Source organism: Hydrotalea sp. AMD, assembly GCF_004100315.1.
Classification (GTDB): Bacteria; Bacteroidota; Bacteroidia; order Chitinophagales; family Chitinophagaceae; genus Hydrotalea; species Hydrotalea flava.
Genome location: NZ_SCKY01000020.1, coordinates 57,275 through 75,797 on the forward strand (window position 1 = coordinate 57,275; position 18,523 = coordinate 75,797).

The 18,523-nt window shown below is 38.2% G+C and carries 20 protein-coding genes and 1 tRNA gene; 12 read left to right on the forward strand and 9 right to left on the reverse strand.

Features of this window, described 5'->3' with window-relative positions:
- Nucleotides 1-63: 63 nt before the first annotated feature.
- On the reverse strand, nt 64-1,128 hold the full coding sequence (locus tag EO766_RS13945; protein ID WP_074418926.1) for a COX15/CtaA family protein: 1,065 nt from the start codon (nt 1,126-1,128) through the stop codon (nt 64-66).
- Between the two features lie 106 nt (nt 1,129-1,234).
- On the opposite strand from EO766_RS13945, the gene rnhB reads away from it, so the two are divergent.
- A complete protein-coding gene (gene rnhB / locus EO766_RS13950) occupies nt 1,235-1,816 on the forward strand; it encodes a ribonuclease HII (protein ID WP_074418925.1) in 582 nt (193 codons plus the stop codon).
- 2 nt (nt 1,817-1,818) lie between these two features.
- Here rnhB and EO766_RS13955 read toward each other — a convergent pair whose 3' ends face one another.
- On the reverse strand, nt 1,819-2,427 hold the full coding sequence (locus EO766_RS13955) for an L-threonylcarbamoyladenylate synthase (RefSeq protein WP_074418924.1): 609 nt from the start codon (nt 2,425-2,427) through the stop codon (nt 1,819-1,821).
- 193 nt (nt 2,428-2,620) lie between these two features.
- Here EO766_RS13955 and EO766_RS13960 point away from each other — a divergent pair, with 193 nt between their 5' ends.
- Together EO766_RS13960 and EO766_RS13965 are read left to right on the forward strand one after the other, a co-directional pair.
- On the forward strand, nt 2,621-3,520 hold the full coding sequence (locus tag EO766_RS13960) for a cupin-like domain-containing protein (RefSeq protein WP_081298611.1): 900 nt from the start codon (nt 2,621-2,623) through the stop codon (nt 3,518-3,520).
- A 103-nt stretch (nt 3,521-3,623) separates the two neighbouring features.
- Nucleotides 3,624-4,319: a hypothetical protein gene (locus tag EO766_RS13965; protein WP_074418922.1), complete on the forward strand. Its 696-nt coding sequence runs from the start codon at nt 3,624-3,626 to the stop codon at nt 4,317-4,319.
- 81 nt (nt 4,320-4,400) lie between these two features.
- On the opposite strand, the gene EO766_RS13970 is transcribed toward EO766_RS13965, so the two are convergent.
- Together EO766_RS13970 and EO766_RS13975 are read right to left on the reverse strand one after the other, a co-directional pair.
- Entirely contained in the window at nt 4,401-5,435 is a 1,035-nt protein-coding gene (locus EO766_RS13970; protein ID WP_074418921.1) for a 2-oxoacid:ferredoxin oxidoreductase subunit beta, read from the reverse strand.
- A 61-nt stretch (nt 5,436-5,496) separates the two neighbouring features.
- Nucleotides 5,497-5,841, reverse strand: a complete 345-nt coding sequence (locus EO766_RS13975) for a carboxymuconolactone decarboxylase family protein (RefSeq protein ID WP_068240689.1) — start codon at nt 5,839-5,841, stop codon at nt 5,497-5,499.
- A 126-nt stretch (nt 5,842-5,967) separates the two neighbouring features.
- Here EO766_RS13975 and gnd point away from each other — a divergent pair, with 126 nt between their 5' ends.
- The 3 genes from gnd to pgl all read left to right on the forward strand — a co-directional run bounded on the left by gnd (nt 5,968) and on the right by pgl (nt 9,800).
- Nucleotides 5,968-7,380: an NADP-dependent phosphogluconate dehydrogenase gene (gnd, locus tag EO766_RS13980; RefSeq protein WP_074418920.1), complete on the forward strand. Its 1,413-nt coding sequence runs from the start codon at nt 5,968-5,970 to the stop codon at nt 7,378-7,380.
- Nucleotides 7,381-7,429: 49 nt separating this feature from the next.
- Entirely contained in the window at nt 7,430-8,953 is a 1,524-nt protein-coding gene (zwf, locus tag EO766_RS13985) for a glucose-6-phosphate dehydrogenase (RefSeq protein WP_074418919.1), read from the forward strand.
- A gap of 115 nt (nt 8,954-9,068) precedes the next feature.
- Nucleotides 9,069-9,800 (forward strand): 6-phosphogluconolactonase, encoded by a 732-nt coding sequence (pgl, locus tag EO766_RS13990; protein ID WP_287101409.1) that lies wholly within the window; start codon nt 9,069-9,071, stop codon nt 9,798-9,800.
- 69 nt (nt 9,801-9,869) lie between these two features.
- Here the strand turns inward: pgl and EO766_RS13995 are convergent, their stop codons facing one another.
- The 5 genes from EO766_RS13995 to EO766_RS14015 form a co-directional block, all read right to left on the reverse strand.
- Nucleotides 9,870-10,082: a YgaP family membrane protein gene (locus EO766_RS13995; protein ID WP_074419681.1), complete on the reverse strand. Its 213-nt coding sequence runs from the start codon at nt 10,080-10,082 to the stop codon at nt 9,870-9,872.
- Between the two features lie 226 nt (nt 10,083-10,308).
- Nucleotides 10,309-12,483 carry a TonB-dependent receptor gene (locus EO766_RS14000; protein WP_074419680.1) on the reverse strand — a complete coding sequence of 725 codons (2,175 nt, stop codon included), beginning with the start codon at nt 12,481-12,483 and terminating at the stop codon, nt 10,309-10,311.
- 173 nt (nt 12,484-12,656) lie between these two features.
- Nucleotides 12,657-13,067: a hypothetical protein gene (locus tag EO766_RS14005; protein ID WP_074419679.1), complete on the reverse strand. Its 411-nt coding sequence runs from the start codon at nt 13,065-13,067 to the stop codon at nt 12,657-12,659.
- Nucleotides 13,068-13,117: 50 nt separating this feature from the next.
- Nucleotides 13,118-13,768, reverse strand: coding sequence for a tetratricopeptide repeat protein (locus EO766_RS14010; protein ID WP_287101410.1), 651 nt, complete (start codon nt 13,766-13,768; stop codon nt 13,118-13,120).
- A 76-nt stretch (nt 13,769-13,844) separates the two neighbouring features.
- Complete coding sequence (locus EO766_RS14015; protein ID WP_287101411.1) at nt 13,845-14,312, reverse strand: VOC family protein; 468 nt, start codon at nt 14,310-14,312, stop codon at nt 13,845-13,847.
- Nucleotides 14,313-14,607: 295 nt separating this feature from the next.
- On the opposite strand from EO766_RS14015, the gene EO766_RS14020 reads away from it, so the two are divergent.
- The 6 genes from EO766_RS14020 to EO766_RS14045 all read left to right on the forward strand — a co-directional run bounded on the left by EO766_RS14020 (nt 14,608) and on the right by EO766_RS14045 (nt 18,462).
- Entirely contained in the window at nt 14,608-16,014 is a 1,407-nt protein-coding gene (locus tag EO766_RS14020; protein ID WP_287101412.1) for a C45 family autoproteolytic acyltransferase/hydrolase, read from the forward strand.
- Between the two features lie 113 nt (nt 16,015-16,127).
- Nucleotides 16,128-16,199 (forward strand) — tRNA-Arg (locus EO766_RS14025).
- Nucleotides 16,200-16,443: 244 nt separating this feature from the next.
- Nucleotides 16,444-16,674, forward strand: a complete 231-nt coding sequence (locus EO766_RS14030) for a hypothetical protein (protein ID WP_287101413.1) — start codon at nt 16,444-16,446, stop codon at nt 16,672-16,674.
- A gap of 74 nt (nt 16,675-16,748) precedes the next feature.
- Complete coding sequence (locus EO766_RS14035; protein WP_287101414.1) at nt 16,749-17,561, forward strand: hypothetical protein; 813 nt, start codon at nt 16,749-16,751, stop codon at nt 17,559-17,561.
- A gap of 12 nt (nt 17,562-17,573) precedes the next feature.
- Entirely contained in the window at nt 17,574-17,990 is a 417-nt protein-coding gene (locus tag EO766_RS14040) for a hypothetical protein (protein ID WP_287101415.1), read from the forward strand.
- A 223-nt stretch (nt 17,991-18,213) separates the two neighbouring features.
- Nucleotides 18,214-18,462 (forward strand): hypothetical protein, encoded by a 249-nt coding sequence (locus EO766_RS14045; RefSeq protein ID WP_287101417.1) that lies wholly within the window; start codon nt 18,214-18,216, stop codon nt 18,460-18,462.
- Nucleotides 18,463-18,523: the final 61 nt, after the last annotated feature.

Below are 18,523 nucleotides of genomic sequence, written 5' to 3' on the forward strand. Positions count from 1 at the left end.
TGGGATATTGCTTATAAAGTTAACTGCAATCAATAAAAATAAAAAATAGTTGAAGCTGTTATCTTATGTGTTGTTTGTTTTTTTAAACAGCAATAAATATGCATTAGTAATCATCGATAATAAAAGCAGCATGCCTACAACCTGATGTAATTCAGCCAGCCATTCAAACAAACCAAATTTGCCTAATACAATACCGGGGCTTGTTAAAATAGCTGCAATGCCTAACAATACTTGTAAGGCAACCAAAGCAATGGAAAGTTTTTTGGTTACATTCAACCAATCTGATTGTTTTACTTGCGAAGCTTTACGATACCAGCTAATAAGCAGTATTAAAATAATATACGCTAATGTTCGGTGTATAAAATGGATGGTAATTTTATTGAAGAATAAATTTTGAGTTATACTTTCTTTCCAAAATGCATCGGGCAACCACATACCATTAATGGTTGGCCAGGTAGGTGCAGCGCTGGCTGCTTTTAAACCCGCCATAAAGGCACCATACATTATTTGTATAAACAATACTACAATAATCAAAACGGTGAACTTTTTTAGAGAAGGGTTGGCAACTTTTTGGGTTTGAGGTACCCGTATCATTAAAGCAAACAAAAGGGTATAAGCAATTAACACCATCGCTGCAACAAAATGAACAGCTAATTTTATATGGTTTACATATAAATTTTCATCGTTTAATCCACTTTTCACCATAATCCATCCAATTAATCCCTGCATGGCACCCAATAAAAACAAACCAATCAGTGGCTGAATCATCCAGGGTTTGATATGTTTTTTGATGATGAAATAAACGAAAGGAATTAAAAATACTACTCCAATACTTCTTGCCCAGAGCCGATGAAACCATTCCCAGAAAAAGATATGTTTGAAATCGCTGAGTGTAAAATCGAAATTCATGTATTTGAACTGAGCAATTTGCTGGTACTGATGAAAAGCATGCTGCCACCCGCCTTCATTCAATGGGGGCAAGAAGCCCATGATGGGATCCCATTCTGTAATGGATAACCCGGAGCCCGTTAATCGGGTTACACCTCCTAAAATAACTTGAATAATTAACATTGCTACACCCAGAAATAACCAGTTTGATACCAGCATACGCGATTTTTCTTCCTGCATACACAGCTTTATTTATAATGGCGAATGCCGCAAAGGTATTACCCGGACAGAATTATTTATTTTTTGTGAAAAGATTCGCATTTTTGTTCAGGATCCATCGTACAATATGTTAATTAATGCATTTTATCCCAATGGTTTATACGAAGCCGGATGCGATGAAGCTGGCAGGGGTTGTTATGCAGGGCCGGTGTGTGCGGCTGCAGTGATTTTGCCCGCAAGCTTTTATCATCCGTTATTAAACGACAGTAAGCAGGTTACAGCCGCCAACAGAAATCAATTGCGCTGTATCATTGAACAACAAGCCATTGCCTGGGCTGTTGCCATGGTTAGCCATGAAGAAATTGACCGTATCAATATTTTGCAAGCTACCTATATGGCCATGCATAAGGCAATTGATGGGCTTGCAGTAAAACCTGATCTTTTATTAATAGATGGTAACCGCTTTAAACCCTATTTGGGTATTGCACATCATTGTATTATAAAAGGCGATGGTAAATATGCGGCCATTGCAGCAGCCAGTATTTTGGCAAAAACGCATCGCGATGCTTATATGCAACAGTTGCATCAGCAGTTTCCACATTATAACTGGCAAAAAAATAAAGGTTACGGAACGGCCGAACACCGCATGGCTATTCAGCAATATGGCTTGTGCAGGTATCATCGGCAAAGTTTTGCCATAGCGCCATAAACTTACTCCATCCATTCACCGGCCCCCATTCTAATAATTTCATAAGTACTATGGGTGCAATCAATAACAGTTGAGGGTACCATTCCACCAATACCTCCATCCACCACAATATCTACTAATTTTTCAAAATTGGTGTGAATGAGTTCCGGGTCAGTGTATTCTTCTACCTGCTCGCCGGGTAAAGAGGCGCTGAGCAGCGGATGCGATAATTGATGTACTATTGATAATGCAATGTGGTGATTGGGTATTCTTAATCCGATGGTATTTTTTTTGCTTTGTAAAATTTTAGGTACTTGTTTACTGGCCGGTAAAATAAAAGTATAAGGCCCGGGTAAATATTTTTTTAAAATTCGGTATAAAGGCGTATCAATGCTCTTGGTGTATTTGCTTAAATCGCTTAAATCGTAACATACAAAGCTTAGTTGCGCCTTTTGCGGGTCAATATGCTTTATTCGTGCAATGCGTTCAATGGCCTTGTGCTGAAATATATCACAACCCAACCCATAAATCGTATCGGTAGGGTATACAATTACGCCGCCATCTAATAAACATTCTTTAATGATATTCAGATGCCGCGGATCAGGATTAACCGGGTGTACTTTTATTAGCATACTGAAAGGTACAAAAGCAATTATAAAGTGAAAGCAATGCTATGTAATATTTGCAAGCGTAGTATTGTGCTGCCTGCATTTTCATTCTTTTTAATGATGCTTTTTGATGTATGTATTTAACCATCTGTAACAAATACACTTGATATAGAATGAAATATGAATTTGCACTTATTTTTGCAGTTAAATTTTGTGTATGCAGTTACAAAAAGTAGATGTAGTAGCTGATATTTCAGGTAATGATTTTCAGCAACAGTATTTCCGGCCTTTGAAACCGTTGGTGATTAAAAACTTAAGCCGGCAATGGCCTGCTTTACAAAAATGGAACTGGGATTATTTTAATGAACTAATAGGGGGGCATAAAGTGGCTTTGTACAACAATGTAAAAAGCGATGCTTATACCCCTATTAATACAGCCGATGATTACAAAACTTTTGGTGAATACATTGAAATGATTCGCAAAGGCCCGGCAGGATGGCGTATTTTTTTATTCAATATTTTTGAACATGCACCCCAATTAATAAACGATTTTTCATGGCCTGATTATTTAATGAAGGGTTTTGTAAAAAAATATCCCATGTTGTTTACCGGAGGTGAAGGCTCTATTACACATATGCATTTTGACATTGACTTAAGCCATATTCTCCACACCCAGTTTATGGGAAGAAAGCGGGTATTATTATTTCCTTATGAAGAACAACACAAATTATACCGCAAACCTTTTGAAGTATTGAGTCTGGCAGATTTTAGCAATTATTACAAATATAAAGGACTACCTGATTATGTGGCTTTCCCTGCTTTAAAACAGGCAAAAGGTTATGAAATAATATTAGAACATGGCGATACTTTATTTATGCCTTCAGGCTACTGGCACCACATGGAATATTTAGAAAGTGGTTTTGCCATGAGCCTTCGCGCACTGCAACCTTCTTTATTAGGTAAGGCCAAAGGTGTATGGAATTTATTTGGCATGCGCACCATTGATACGGTGATGAAAAAAACGGCTCCAAAAACCTGGTATAACTGGAAATTAGAACGTATTTACCAAAACGCTGCACCCTATATGCAGCAACGGCTCGAATTCAGCCAGTCATAGTGCAGCTAAGTATATTAAAAAAAGTTTAACCTTTTAGTTGTTCTTATTAACAATTGTTTGTATATTGATGCATTAATTTTAATGTTCATCAATATACTTTAATATGAAAAGAAAATTACTCCTGCTCATTTTTTTTGTTTTTGTGTATGTTGCCTGTTGGTCGCAATTATCGGCTGGTAATCAATTAATCGGGCCATCGCTCAACATTTCTTCATACAAAACTGTCAATGAAAATTCAACTGTTGTCACTAATTCTAGTAACACTCAGGGCTTTGGTTTGGGATTGAATTGGATAAAAATGAAAACAGCTACTGAAGGATTTGGCATAACGATAGGGTATAATTACAGTATTTATAAAAATTATGGCATAACGTCAAATGATTACACTCGTCAAAAGAGTAATTCTGCCGAATTAGACTTGTTTAGAAGAAAATACATTCCCATTCATGCCAAGTGGAGTTTATTTTATGATGTGGGTTTATCCGGTGCCATCAATAAAACTAAAAATGTAGCCTCAGGTTCATTATCCGGCACTTATCCTTACTTTGAACTTAATGGCTATTCAGTTAAGGTATTTGGCTATCCCGGTATTGCTTATTTTATTAAAAGAAATTTTTTGGTGGACATATCGCTACCTAATTTCTTAGTAGCGAATTTTTGGCATCAGAAATATGTATATCCTCCGTTTAATGGTGTTAATCAATCCAGTTATTCTAACTCTTTTAATTTCAACAGTACCGTTACTTCGGGTAATTTTTTTAATAATATGGCCATTAATTTCCGGTGGATATTACGTTAACATAAACAATAGCTCCTCGCAATAAAAAAGCCATCATTACTAACTGTGATGGCTTTTTGTTGTATATGTATCATGCATGAATTAAGCAATTTCCCATACCTCACGTCCCCTTAGCAGTTTATCTAAATCGCCTTTGCCTTTTGAGGTCACTACTTCTTCAATTTGCATGGCCATTACTTCTTCATAACAAGGCCGGTTGGTTTCATAAAACACACCAAACGGACGGGGAAAATGATTACTGGTTTTATGTGGATCATCAAACATACGTACCAGAATTTGTGCTTTGTAAAAATCGTGTTCATCATGTATCCACAAATCATCGGCAGTATATTCAGCACTTAATTCAACTACCTCGGGCTGTAATCCGTTTAAGCGAATACCTTTGTTTTGTGCAGCACCAAAAATCAGTGGTTTGCCTTGTTCTAAGTATAAGCCTTCTTCTAATTTAGTAGCTTTTTCGGTAAAAAGTTCAAAAGCACCATCATTGAAAATATTACAATTTTGATATATTTCTACAAATGAAGTGCCCTTGTGTGCCGCAGCGCGTAATAAAGTTTGCTGCAGGTGTTTGGGGTCGCGGTCCATACTGCGGGCAATAAAAGTACCATCCGCACCTAAGGCTAATGCCAGCGGGTTAAACGGGTGGTCAATACTGCCATAAGGGGTTGATTTGGTAATTTTATGCTCTTCTGATGTGGGCGAGTATTGCCCTTTGGTTAAACCATAAATCTGGTTATTGAATACCAGCATATTTACATCAAAATTGCGGCGCAATAAATGAATGGTATGGTTTCCGCCAATACTTAAGCTATCGCCATCACCGCTAATAATCCATACACTTAAATCAGGCCTTGCTGCTTTCAGGCCACTTGCAATGGCTGTTGCTCGTCCGTGAATGGAGTGCATACCAAACGTATTCATATAATAAGGAAAACGGCTGCTACATCCAATTCCCGAAATAATGGCAAAATTTTCTTTGGGAATGCCTAATGTGGGCATTACTTTTTGTACCTGTGCTAAAATAGAATAATCGCCGCAACCGGGGCACCAGCGTACTTCTTGGTCGGTGGCAAAATCTTTGGCTGTTAAGGTAGCTGTGGCTACAACTTCGCTCATGGCTTATAATTTATTTCAATAAATGGGTTAGCGAATTTACGTAATTCTTCCCGCTGCTGTTCTAAATTTTTTGTAACTCCTCCCAATATTCGGCCCCACGGCGGGTATGGGGTATTACAATCGTACCACCCACAATATTGGCAATGGCAAATACTTCATAAATGGCTTCGGTACCAATACCCAATTCTTTGCATTTGCCCAAATGGTATTTAATACAATCATCGCAACGTAAAACCATACTGGCTACCAAACCCAGCATTTCTTTGGTGGCGGCATCCAATACACCGGGTTCATAGGTATTGGTATCTAAATTCCATAATCTTTTTAAAACCAGGTTGTTTTTACTCAGAATGACTTCATTCATTTTTAAACGATAGTCATTAAATTCATTTACAAGTTGACTCATGGCAATATATTTTTTGTAAAAGTATTGTAAGCAATCGATTGCGATTGTCGAAATAAGTTAATTGTAACATGCCATTTCAGCTATTTAAAAGGTTATTGTATAATTTGCAGCTTCAATTGATATAATATGAGCAATAATTTATTTCATTTTGGCATGATTGGCTTAGGCACTATGGGCCGTAATTTGTTGTTGAACTTAGCCGATCATGGCTATTCTGTTATTGGTTTTGATAAAGATGAACAAAAAGGAGCCGCATTGCTCAATGAATCAACCCCACAACATAAAGTTAAGGCCGTTAGTAGTTTACAGGAAATGGTGCAACAGATAGAGCAGCCTCGTAAAATAATGATGCTGGTACCTGCAGGCAAACCCGTAGATGATGTAATAGAAAGTTTATTGCCTTTATTACAACCCGGCGATATTGTAATTGATGGGGGTAATTCTTTTTTTGAAGATACTTTACGCAGAACAACTTATATGCAAAGCAAACAAATGCACTTTGTAGGGATGGGTGTTTCGGGTGGTGAAAAAGGTGCCCGTTTTGGCCCCAGCATAATGCCCGGTGGTGATGTGGCTGCCTGGAAAAACCTGCAACCTTTATTAGAAGCGGTGGCTGCTAAAGTAAATGGTGAACCTTGTGTAGCTTATATGGGTAAAGATGCCGCCGGCCACTATGTAAAAATGGTACATAACGGTATAGAATATGCCATTATGCAATTAATTAGTGAGGTGTATGATGTGCTAAGAACCGGATTGAGCTTATCCAATGCTGAAATGCATCAGGTATTTGCCAAATGGAATGAAGGGGAATTGAAAAGTTTTTTAATTGAAATTTCTGCACAAATTTTTTTACAAAAAGACCCGGAAACCGGGAAAGACCTGGTAGATGTTATTTTAGACAAAGCGGGTTCTAAAGGTACCGGAAAATGGACCAGTCAGGAAGCTATGAACCTGCCCATTAGTATTCCTACTATTGATATTGCGGTAGCATTCAGAGATATTTCAGTATATAAAGAGGAGCGTATTGCAGCAGAGGCATTGTACCAACCTGAGCGTAAAAAAATTACTGCAGACAAAGCCGCATTTATTGAGCAATTAGGTCATGCCTTACAGGCTGCTATAATGATTTGTTATGCACAGGGATTAGCCATGTTACACAAGGCTTCATCCGTTTATAATATGGATATTCCTTTAAAAGATGTAGTAAAAATTTGGCGTGGCGGCTGTATTATTCGCTCTTTATTGTTAGAAGATTTTTATACAGCCTATCAAAACAATGCTGATTTAGCCAACATTTTATTAGATCAGCAATTGGCGAAACTCTTGCAATTGAAAGAAACTGCTTTGCGCAATGTAATTGTACAGGCCGTACAAAGCAAAATTGCAGTAACCGGTTTAATGAGCGCATTGGGTTATTTGGATGCGTATACCGACGGAAACATGCCGGTAAACTTAATACAGGCACAACGTGATTTGTTTGGAGCCCATACTTATCAACGTATTGATAAACCCGGTACCTTTCATACACAGTGGGATTAATCCTTCTGCACCTATTTGATCTATTTAAATTATTTATAACACGATATTTATGCCAACAGAAAATCATCTTCCCCCGCCAACCGTTGTTTTTATTTTTGGCGGTAGCGGCGATTTAAATCAGCGTAAACTTTCTCCTGCATTATACAACCTTTTTTTAGATGGCTATATGCCTAATCAATTTGCCATTGTTGGGCTAGGTCGTACTGCTTATACCAACGAAAATTTTAGAGAAAGGTTATGGAAAGGTATTGATTTGTTTAGCCGAAGTAAAGATGACCCAAAATCCGAACAGCATTGGAATGAGTTTAGCCAGAACATTCATTATATTGCTATGGATGGGGAAGATGCATCATCCTATAATAAATTAAGTGATTTTGTGGGTGTTAAAAATAAAGAGTGGAATGTAAAACCACAGGTGGTTTTTTATCTGGCTGTGGCTCCGCAATTGGTACCCGATATTGCTACTAGTTTAGGAAAATTAGAGATGAGCAATATTGCCAATTGTGTGCGTATTGTAATTGAAAAACCTTTTGGCCACGATCTACAAAGTGCGCACGACTTGAATGCTTTATTGAAAAGCATGTTTAAAGAAGAGCAGATTTATCGTATTGACCACTATCTCGGAAAAGAAACTGTACAAAACATTTTGGCTTTTCGGTTTGCCAATGCCTTGTTTGAACCTATTTGGAACCGAAATTATATTGACCATGTTCAAATTACCAATGCCGAGACCGTTGGTGTGGAAGAACGTGGCGGTTATTATGAAAAAAGCGGTGCCCTGCGCGATATGGTACAAAACCATATACTGCAATTAATTTGCATGATTGCAATGGAAGCTCCGGTTAGTTTTGATGCCAATGAAATAAGGAATAAGAAAGTTGATGTATTGAATGCCATTCGTAAAATTACCAAAGAGCAGGCGCATGAACATGCCGTGCGTGGCCAGTACAGTGCCGGTTGGATGAAGGGTAAAGAAGTAAAAGGATATAGAGAAGAACAAAATGTAAGCCTTAACTCAAACGTTGAAACTTTTGCTGCTGTTAAGTTTTTTATAGACAATTGGCGTTGGCAGGATGTTCCTTTTTATGTACGCACCGGTAAATACCTGCATGAAAAAACCACTATTATTACCATTCAGTTTAAACAGGCGCCCAAATTTGCTTTTCCGCCGGAAGCCGCAGAAACCTGGCGCCCCAACCGTTTAACCATCAGCATACAACCCAATATGGATATCCGGCTGCGTTTTCAGGCCAAAAAGCCTGGACAGGATATAACACTGAATCCGGTGGATATGATTTTCAGCTATGCAGATGCATACGATGGACACGAACCCGAAGCCTATGAAACCCTTTTGCTGGATGTAATGCAGGGTAACGCTACCCTGTTTATGCGCGATGATCAGGTAGAAGCTGCCTGGAAAATTATTATGCCTATTTTGGAAGCCTGGCAAATCAGGCCACCGGTTGATTTTCCGAACTATAGCCCCGATAGCTGGGGGCCTGAAGATGCCGAAGCCCTGATAGCAAGAGATGGCCATAACTGGATTACCTTGCCCTTGCCACACAAAGAATAATTTGTGGAAGCGGGATATTTTAAGCGATCATTACATTTGTTGCTAAGTTGAATGGGTAAAACCAACGTGGTACCCTTGTTGTAAATAAGAATTGTTGATATTTAAAATAGATGAAATGTCCTTACATATAGAACCCAATGCTGATGCATTGATGCATGCCGTTACCAATTGGATGGTTGATTTAATTGCCAATACTTTAAAACAACAAGATCGGTTTACCCTTGCATTATCGGGTGGCAATACGCCTAAAAGTTTGCACCTATTGCTTGCATCAGATGCTTATCGTCATGAAATTGACTGGTCAAAACTGCATTTCTTTTTTGGTGATGAACGTTTTGTGCCTTTTAATGATGAGCGGAACAATGCAAAAATGGCTTTTGATACCTTGTTAAATCATGTACCCGTTCAGCCGGAGCAGATTCATATCATGCAAACGGAACATATTACACCCGAAGCTTCTGCTGCAGCCTATGAAAAAATTTTACATCAATATTTTAACGAGCAGCCCTTTAGTTTTGATCTGGTTTTGTTGGGAATGGGAGATGACGGACACACCTTGTCGCTATTTCCCGGAACGGCGGTCATAGATGAAACAAAAAAATGGGCTACCCATTTATGGCTGGAGGCGCAGCAAATGTACCGTATTACATTAACAGCACCCATTGTCAATCAATCGGCGCAGGTGGCATTTATTACCACGGGTGCCAATAAAGCAACTGCTTTAAAAGCGGTGCTGGAAGGGCCTGTAAATGTGCATCAATACCCTTCACAAATTATTCGCCCCAAAGGCAGCCTGCACTGGTTTACTGACTCGGCAGCTGCGGCATTATTAACACATACAGCATAAATAAAACCCGGGTGGAAAACCATCCGGGTTATTCAGTAAACAAAGCACAATAAACAAATTTACTCGTAGCTATTTCTTTGGTTCTACCTTACAGGTTTTAATACCAAAAATGGTATATAAGGGGCAAAACGAAATAAATGAGGTAGCCAGAAAAACTGCACCCAAAACCAATAAAATAATTCCTAATGTGCCTGTTACGGTTTGCGTAAAATACAATATGGCAAATACAATGGCCAGTATTACGCGAATAATGCGGTCAGCACCGCCCATGTTTTTTTTCATATACTTGTATTTGTTGTTTAAATATTTGAACAATTTGATTGAAACATGATATAATTACCAGTTTAAGTATCCGGCAAAAGTGCCTGAATAATTCCCGCTACACCCCAAGCCAATAATGCACAAATTATACAAACCAATAAAAGCTTCAGCCAGGTACCTTTCATGCAGATATAAAATTATATTGTTTGTTTGGTTAGAAACATGACAAAAGTCACTTTCATCGTTTTTACCATTTTACTTGTAGCGACAAGTTGAATACCCTGCCTTCCAATGGTCCCCAGATATCACTAAACACCGGATTGGAATAAGGCGGATAAACCAACTGCCAGTAATTGCCCTCTTTAAAGTTAAACAGATTTTCACAATTCAGCACTACAGATATTTTCTTGTACCGGTAATTGAGCATGGCGGCCGAAAGAATATAATCTCTGGTGCTTGTGCCATCTTCTAAATATTGTTTTCCTGTATAAGACAGTTCTATCCCAATCCTAAAATGGTTTTCCACCTCAAAACTGGCCAGTCCGGCAATTTTGTGTTTGGCTATTAAGGGAAAGTTGGGTGCCTGCAAATCATATTTTCTTTGTGTATTGGTATATACATACCCTAAATACAATTCGGTTTCATCTTCTCTTGCCTGCAAATAGGTTTCAAAACCAGTTGTGGTAATATTTTGCCGTGCATTGTACCAGTGCATGTTCAATGGATTGGTGAGCGAATCGAGCAATAAGGGATGCTGAATGGCCGTATAAAAAAAACTCTGATTCAGGGTAAACTGCCATTTTTCTCCCCGCCATTTGTAGTTGATGTCGATGTTTGCGCCAGTGCTTTTCTCTGCAACAGTGCCGGGTTTATAGCCGGCTAAGTAACGGTAATCGCGTTCATCAACATCTCCTGAAAATAAAGAGGGGGTTTTATAACCCATGCCACCACCCAAACGCATGGTTAATTGAGAGCTCAAGCGATACATGAAAGAAATACGCGGCAATAAAAAATTGCCATAAACGCTATGATGGTCGGCTCGTAACCCGGCTTCTGCTGTTAACGCAGGTGTTATTTTCCAATCGTCTTGAACATATCCGCCAATGGTATATCCATTTTCATTGGTTAATAAAGTACTATCCGGTTGATGTTTCATAAATGCATCACCGTTAAAGTTGAGTCCGGCAATCCAGTTATGTTGTGCCGATTTTTTACTGTATGCCAACTCGCTATACCAAAGGTTTTGCTGTGCCTTCATGCCAAACAAATCGGTAATAGCCTGCCGGTTATAGAGGCTGGTGGTGGCTTTCAGGCTTAAACAGGCACCGTTATTTAAAGTGTTTTCCCAATCGGCATCAAGGGTATGCCGTAAGCTTTTGTTTTGAATAAAGAATTGATGTGTTGCAGTGGCTTTTCCATCTAACACCTGCATATCGCCACCCTTCCTGTTTTCTACATTCAAGGTATAGCCTAAAATAAGGGTACTGTTTGGGTTGTTGTATAGAAAAACACGGGGATGCACAAAGATACTTTTTACATCGGGTACGGTACTAAAGCCATTGTTGTACACATCTACCGCCTGTTGTAAGTTGCCTCCTGCAAACAGGGTATAACCAGTTGTATGGTTTCGAGCGGAAGAAAACACATTGAGATTGTTTTCTAATAATGATGTTCTGTTAATGATAAAACTATTTTCAGGTTGTTTGCGATTGGGGGTTTTTGATACTAAGTTCATCATTCCGGCAATGGCGCCGCCGCCATATAAAGTAGAAGAGGCACCTTTAATCAACTCTACTTGTTTAAGGTCCAAAGGCGGAATTTGCAACAGTCCAAAACTACCGGAATAACCCCCAAACAGCGGCATGCCATCTCTCAATATTTGTGTGTACCTGCCGGGTAAGCCCTGTATTCGCAAATCGGCATTGCCGGTGGCTGCATTGGTTTGTTGTACCTGAATGCCGGCCACATCGCCCAACAGGCCCAGTAGATTTCCGGGATTAATTTGTGTTTCTTCTCCAATTTCTTCAGCACCAATTACTTCTACCCTGGTGGGTAAATCTTCTATTCTTGAATTGGTTTTAGAAGCAGCTACTACCACATCGCCCAAATTATTGGTATGGTTATTCAGTACAATGCTAATGGTAACAAGACCTTTAACCGGTAAATGAATTAACGAATCTTTGGTGGTAAAACCGGTATGGCTAAACCGTATATTCTGCCTTAATGCTGAAGTATTGAGTTCAAAAATAAAATTGCCGCTACTATCGGTTATGGTGGTTTTTTTTATTTCGGGCAAACTAACTGAAACGCCGGTAAGTGGCAGTGCACCTGAACTATCCTTAATCGTACCCTTTATAGTTTGTTGTGCATTAACTGACTGTAATAAAAACAGGGATAAACAAAATAAATATATACGAAGCATGATGATTCAGTTTAAATCAACAAAACAATACATTACAACAATGCAGCTCCGTTGTGAGTAAGGCATTATCCCGAATTACAAAGTTTTAGGCACTGAAAAAGGTATTTCTTAGCCACAATAGTATTTGTATTGCCATTGCCGGAATGTATTTAAATAAAATGTAACTGCATTGTTTAGCAGGTAACGGGTAATGGAGGATGAAAGATGGCACCCGGAAAGCCAGATAACAACAGGTGCAATTTGTTTACAATGGTATAGGCTTGTTGTACTATACAAGGATGGATGGTAGCAGAAAATTGAATAGGATTATAAAATAAAATATTATAACCCATGGCAGAAGCAATGGGTACCGGCAGGAAGGGATGATTGTTGGCAGAACGTGTTTCCTGCTGCTCGGTGGGGTCAAACCCTGCCAGCAATAATTTCTCGCCAATAAATTCAAGCAGGTTCATATTGTCATCTTCCTGCAGGCAATAATTATATAAAGCAATGAAACTGCGCCCTGCATTAAAATGGTTGGGCATGGTAACCAGCGTGTATAAGCTAAAGCCTGCCAGTATAAACAATAGTAGCAGCTTTTTCATGCAATGAGATATGAATTGCCGTACACGCATAACAACTTTATTCAGTTCCTTTATCCGGGAATACGGGAAATATATTTTTCAATTTCTTTAATCTGGTCAACCACCTGTTTGGTTTTAGGCTTACAGGCTTTGGCTTTTCTAAAATAATCTTTGGCAGCCCTGAATTCGCGCTTATTCATAAAAATCTGGCACATACCCAAAAAGGCCACTGCTTCACTTTCTTTATCGGGAATACCCAAACGAATGGCTGCACGCATATAAGTTTCGGCTTGTTTTAAATCGCCTTTTTGCATGGCCATCATACCCAATTGTAATTTATTGGCGCCTTCGGCTTCGGGCATGGGGGCACCCAAATCGTTGCTTTTTTTAAGGTGTTTTTCGGCGGTATCAAAATCCTGATTCATCATGGCTAAATTACCTTTTATGGTAAAATAGGTAGAGCGAACCGGTTTGTATAAAAGGTTAGGAAACCAGATTGATTTCAGTATTTTTTCTACTTCTTCTACATTGCCCTGTTCCATTGGTTCCTGAATTAAGCGCAAGGGTCCAATGAAGAAATGCGTAAAAATGGCAATCACTCCCAGAAAATACAAAACAAATGCCGGCCAAAACCCACTGGTAATGGTTACTACAAAGGCTAAAATAAATGCAACAATACCCAGCCAGAATCTATATTTAATAATCAGGTTATAAAATTTCATACGTGCTTTTATGGGCTGCAAAGATAGGGCGCAAAAGCACAAAGCGTATGCCTGATTTTTAAAGCTTTGGGCAGTGTTAAAAGCGATCGTCATTCACTTCAATCCAATTGCCTTCCGTATCCTGCAGATAAATTTGTTGTACACCATCCTGTCTTTTGGTAATACCATGCTTCTGGCCGGTCCAGCTTTGAAAGGATACCCCCAGGTTACTTAAATGTTCTATAAAGGCTTTTAAGTTGGGAACGGTAAAGCATATATGGGAGTTAATATCGTGGTTTACAATAGATTTAGCTCCCTGAATTAAGTGTAGTTGACTATGGGAGCCAATGCGAAACCACACATGCCTGCCATCGTGAAACGGTTCGGGTATGGTATCTAAATACATCACATCGTGGTAAAAATCGGCTTGTTTTTGTAAATTATAAACATAAACAGCAATATGATTAAGGGTGGGGTGTATTTCTGAAGTATGGTTTTTTTGAGCTGAAAGAGTATTGCTCACACACAATAAAACCATCAGAAAGGGGAAGATAAGCTGTTTCATACATTTATATTTAAATGGAAGTTACATGTTTTAGGCGGCTAAGCGGGGGTATTGCCCCGCCAGAAGGATTATTTAATGCTTTTTTAATTTAATGCAATGTTGAGGTGAACATGGGTTGAAAGAGGTAGGTAGAAGACTCTTTTTTAATATAGTCAAGTCTCAGCAAAACCCTCATTGTACAGAGGCGGAATACAAATTTTTTCTTTTTTCTTTGGTATAAATTGCTGCTTTAAGCACATTTTCAGCCCTTTTATAATCATTTATTGCTAATTTTCATCTATCAAAATTAATGCACATGAAACTAGGAATACTATTGCTTTGTCTGGCTGCATTCACAGCCTGCCATTCGCCGTCTGCCGACAAACGTCTGGCAAAAGCTTCAAAAGAAAACAAAAACGGATGGGTATATGTGCATTTGGAAGGCTCGCCTGCTGTTATCGGTTATCAGCATGGTTATTTGTTGGCCAATGAAATAGATACCACCATGCAGTCGGTTGCTTATTATTTAGCCCATGAGACCAAAAAAGACTGGAACTTTTACCGAGCCTGTGCCCGTAATTTTTTATGGGATAAATTAGACAGGGAATACAAAGATGAAATCAATGGCATAGTGGCTGGCTTGCACGATAGAGGCTTACATTACGATAGTTTAGACCTTACCGCTTACAATGCTACGGAAGAACTTGCATTTTATTATGTGCCCCAATTAATGAACAAGGTAAATCCGGGTAGTGGCAATAACAAGGCCCCCGGCAATTGTAGCGCATTTATAGCAACCGGCAGCTATACCAAAGATGGTAAAATTGTAATGGGGCATAATAACTGGACAGAATATATCATTGGCCAGCACTGGAATATAATTGCTGATATAGTACCCGAAAAAGGTAATCATATTATGATGGATTGCATGCCCGGATTCATCCATAGTGGCGATGATTTTGTAATTACCGGTAATGGTATGTTGATTACCGAAACCACCATTACCCAATTTTTAGGGTTTGATACAACCGGCATTCCCGAATTTGAAAGAGCCAGGAAAGTAGCGCAATATGCCAACAGTATTGATGATGCCATTGCTATATTTACCAAAGGCAACAATGGCGGTTATGCCAATGACTGGTTATTGGGCGATACCAAAACCAATGAGGTGGCTAAATTAGAATTGGGTTTAAAAGATTACCGGGTATGGCGTAGTAAGGATACTGCTATGATTGGTTCTAATTTCCCCAGCGATCCAAAACTAATTAAAGAGGAAACCACTTTTAATATAAACGATGCCACTACCAGCCCCAATGCCCGTAAGCGCAGAATGGAACAATTGGTATTGGTAGATATGAAGGGCAAATTAGATGCAGCTACCGGCCAACAAATTGAAGCCGACCATTATGATGCGTTGGATAATATGACTGCTAATAATCGTTGTGTAATTTGTGGCCATATTGATGAAGATGCCAAAGGTTGTTCGGAATGGGATTTGGCACCTTATTACCCTATGGGGGCTGTGCAAGGCAAAGTAACCACTGCTGCATTGGCTGGTAAAATGCAATTTTGGGCGCACATGGGCCACCCATGCGGTGAAGATTTTATTGGTGAAAAGTTTTATAAAGCCCATCCTGAATATGCCTGGCAATCAAAATATTTAAAAGATATGAAAGCCTGGCCATGGACATTGTTTACGGCAACCACCTATACACAACCATAATTGTAACGACATATGTAATATTGGTGTGTAGTGTATTTTTTCTGTTGTGATGCCTTTTAATTATAGCAGGAAACGCCTATATTTGTGGCCCTTTTTACCGGTAAAAAGTCAATGGTCTCATAGTTCAATGGATAGAATAGGAGTTTCCTAAACTCTAGATCCAAGTTCGATTCTTGGTGAGACCACCCTATTGCTTTCGTTGAAAAATTGCATAACATTTCTGCCCACTCTGGCTGAATAGCATCTTCGATTTATTTTTATTGAAAATACAACCAGGCAAAAAAATACAATCAATTGCTTTTTAATTGTAATACAAATACGTATAAATACGTTTTTTATGTACATATTCATGTATAATTTCGAATAATATTTTTTGCTTATGAAGTTACTTCGTTTTATAACAGCAGTAGTAGTGGCAATATCTGTTTTTTGGGTATCACTCTCCTGCAAAAAACCATCAACACTGTAGTTAAAGATACTACAAAGCCTGCCTGGCAAATGATAGCACCATTTAATGGTTATGGTGCAAATTTTTATGCAAGCAACTGTATAAATGATAGTTTATTAGTAGTAGCAACCGGCAATGTATATATTATGGCTACCATAAACAGAGGCAATTTCAATAATTTCTTTAGTTTTCCCTATCCAATACCTCTTTAAATAATCAGGCTTATATATCTTCTGTTTTATCGGGTAATTTTTGTAGTTTCTCCGGTAATAATACATTAAATGTTATGCATATTCCTTTGTATAATCAATTTTCTACCTTTACTTACATACCACAATTCACACCCGGGCTATTTAGCAGTTTTCAACAATCAACTCCTCCGCCAAATAAATGTTTTCCTGTGGGTACTTATCCGGTGAATAGCGGCCATTATATCATAACACCAGTTGAAGGGGATTACCAAACTGTGCGATTTGATCTGATCAGTTTTGATTCTGCTCAGCTTTCTTCGCAAATGCTCATTAATGGCAATGTTGTGGTTAAACAAATTAATATACATGCGGCTCTTGGAACAGTTGGCTTTGCCGGGAATGGTTATTACTGTGCTACTTTCTTCCACAAATTTTTTGTAGATTATGGAGGGCAGTTTTTTCGCATAGATACTTTGGGTAACGTTAAGGCATTTGGGTATAATCCAATAATTCCTAATATAAATAAAAATTTTGCATTATACAATACGTTTGAATACGGCCATGCCTTGTTTATAAATTCTGGTAGTGTTTTTTACTATTCAACTGGCGAGGGTGAAAACTGGCAGTTGTTTAATGATTTTTCCGGAATACTAGGTTTCCCACAATTAATTTTTAGGAATATGGGCGATAAAATTTATGCTACTTATTCCATTGGTAATCAAATTTGGCGCATTGGATTTAATGGGCGTGATGTAAACTTGAGTGAACTTAATAAAGATGGCATACAAGACTACTCCATGATAACCTTTATTTCCAGAGGTGGGCGTTATTATTTTATTACCACCTATAACGGTGTTTATTATAGAGACAGTAGTTATGTAAATCAGTTAAAATCCCCCATTCGATAAAAAATATTATTTATGAAATCGTTTTGTTTTTTAATGATATTTTTTGCATGCATTAACATGGGATGGAGAAAAAATGATAGTGTTATTTATTCATCAGCCATTATTGGCAATTGGAAATACCAAAACAGCAAAGTAGATAGTTTTAACAATAATGGAACGATTGTAAGTTCAACAGTAGTATATGCCCCATCTTTTGCTACTGATTTTTCTGATACACTGCAATTCACTGCAAAAGATACTGTTTACTACACTTATGCTGGTGTAACAACCTGGTCAACTTATTCAGTAAACAATAACCAATTACTGTTAATGGGTAGTACTGATACGGCTAAATTATCCATTACCCAACTAAATATAAATTCGTTGCAATTGCAATTCAATACCGGCACTTATGCTGTGCGCTATTATGCTAATTTCAGTAAATATTAAACATCTGCTTTATTAAGAATATTCATCTGCTCCCATTATTTGTATAAATAGAAACAAGGCATGACCGTAGTATAACCTTGAAAACTGTGTAGTAATACACCTAAAAGGACTTTTGCTGTATGTGTTACGTTAAATTTGCTGTTCTATTTTCATAACAACCTTTATGAATTTACTTTTTAGAATCGGAATAGCCCATTCAAATTCTTCAAAGCAAACTTATCTTATGACAACCATTACTTTTCAGTTTAACGGTAAAAGCAATACTGCAAAAGTTACCGAATTAATTTCTTATCCCAACACGGTGTACAAGGTAGAGGTGCATGAAGACGATATTGTAAAAGAGTTTGGCAGTACTTTTTATTTTCCTAAAACTACTTTGCAAAAAATTCAAATTCCGCCCTGTACCAAAAAAGAATTGGAACTGTATTTTTCTATGTTGCGGGAAATTTTTGATGAAGTACTGAAAAATTAATTGCATATAACAAAAATGCTCCAGCGGAGCAAAGTATCGGTAGCAGCATTATTCAATTTAT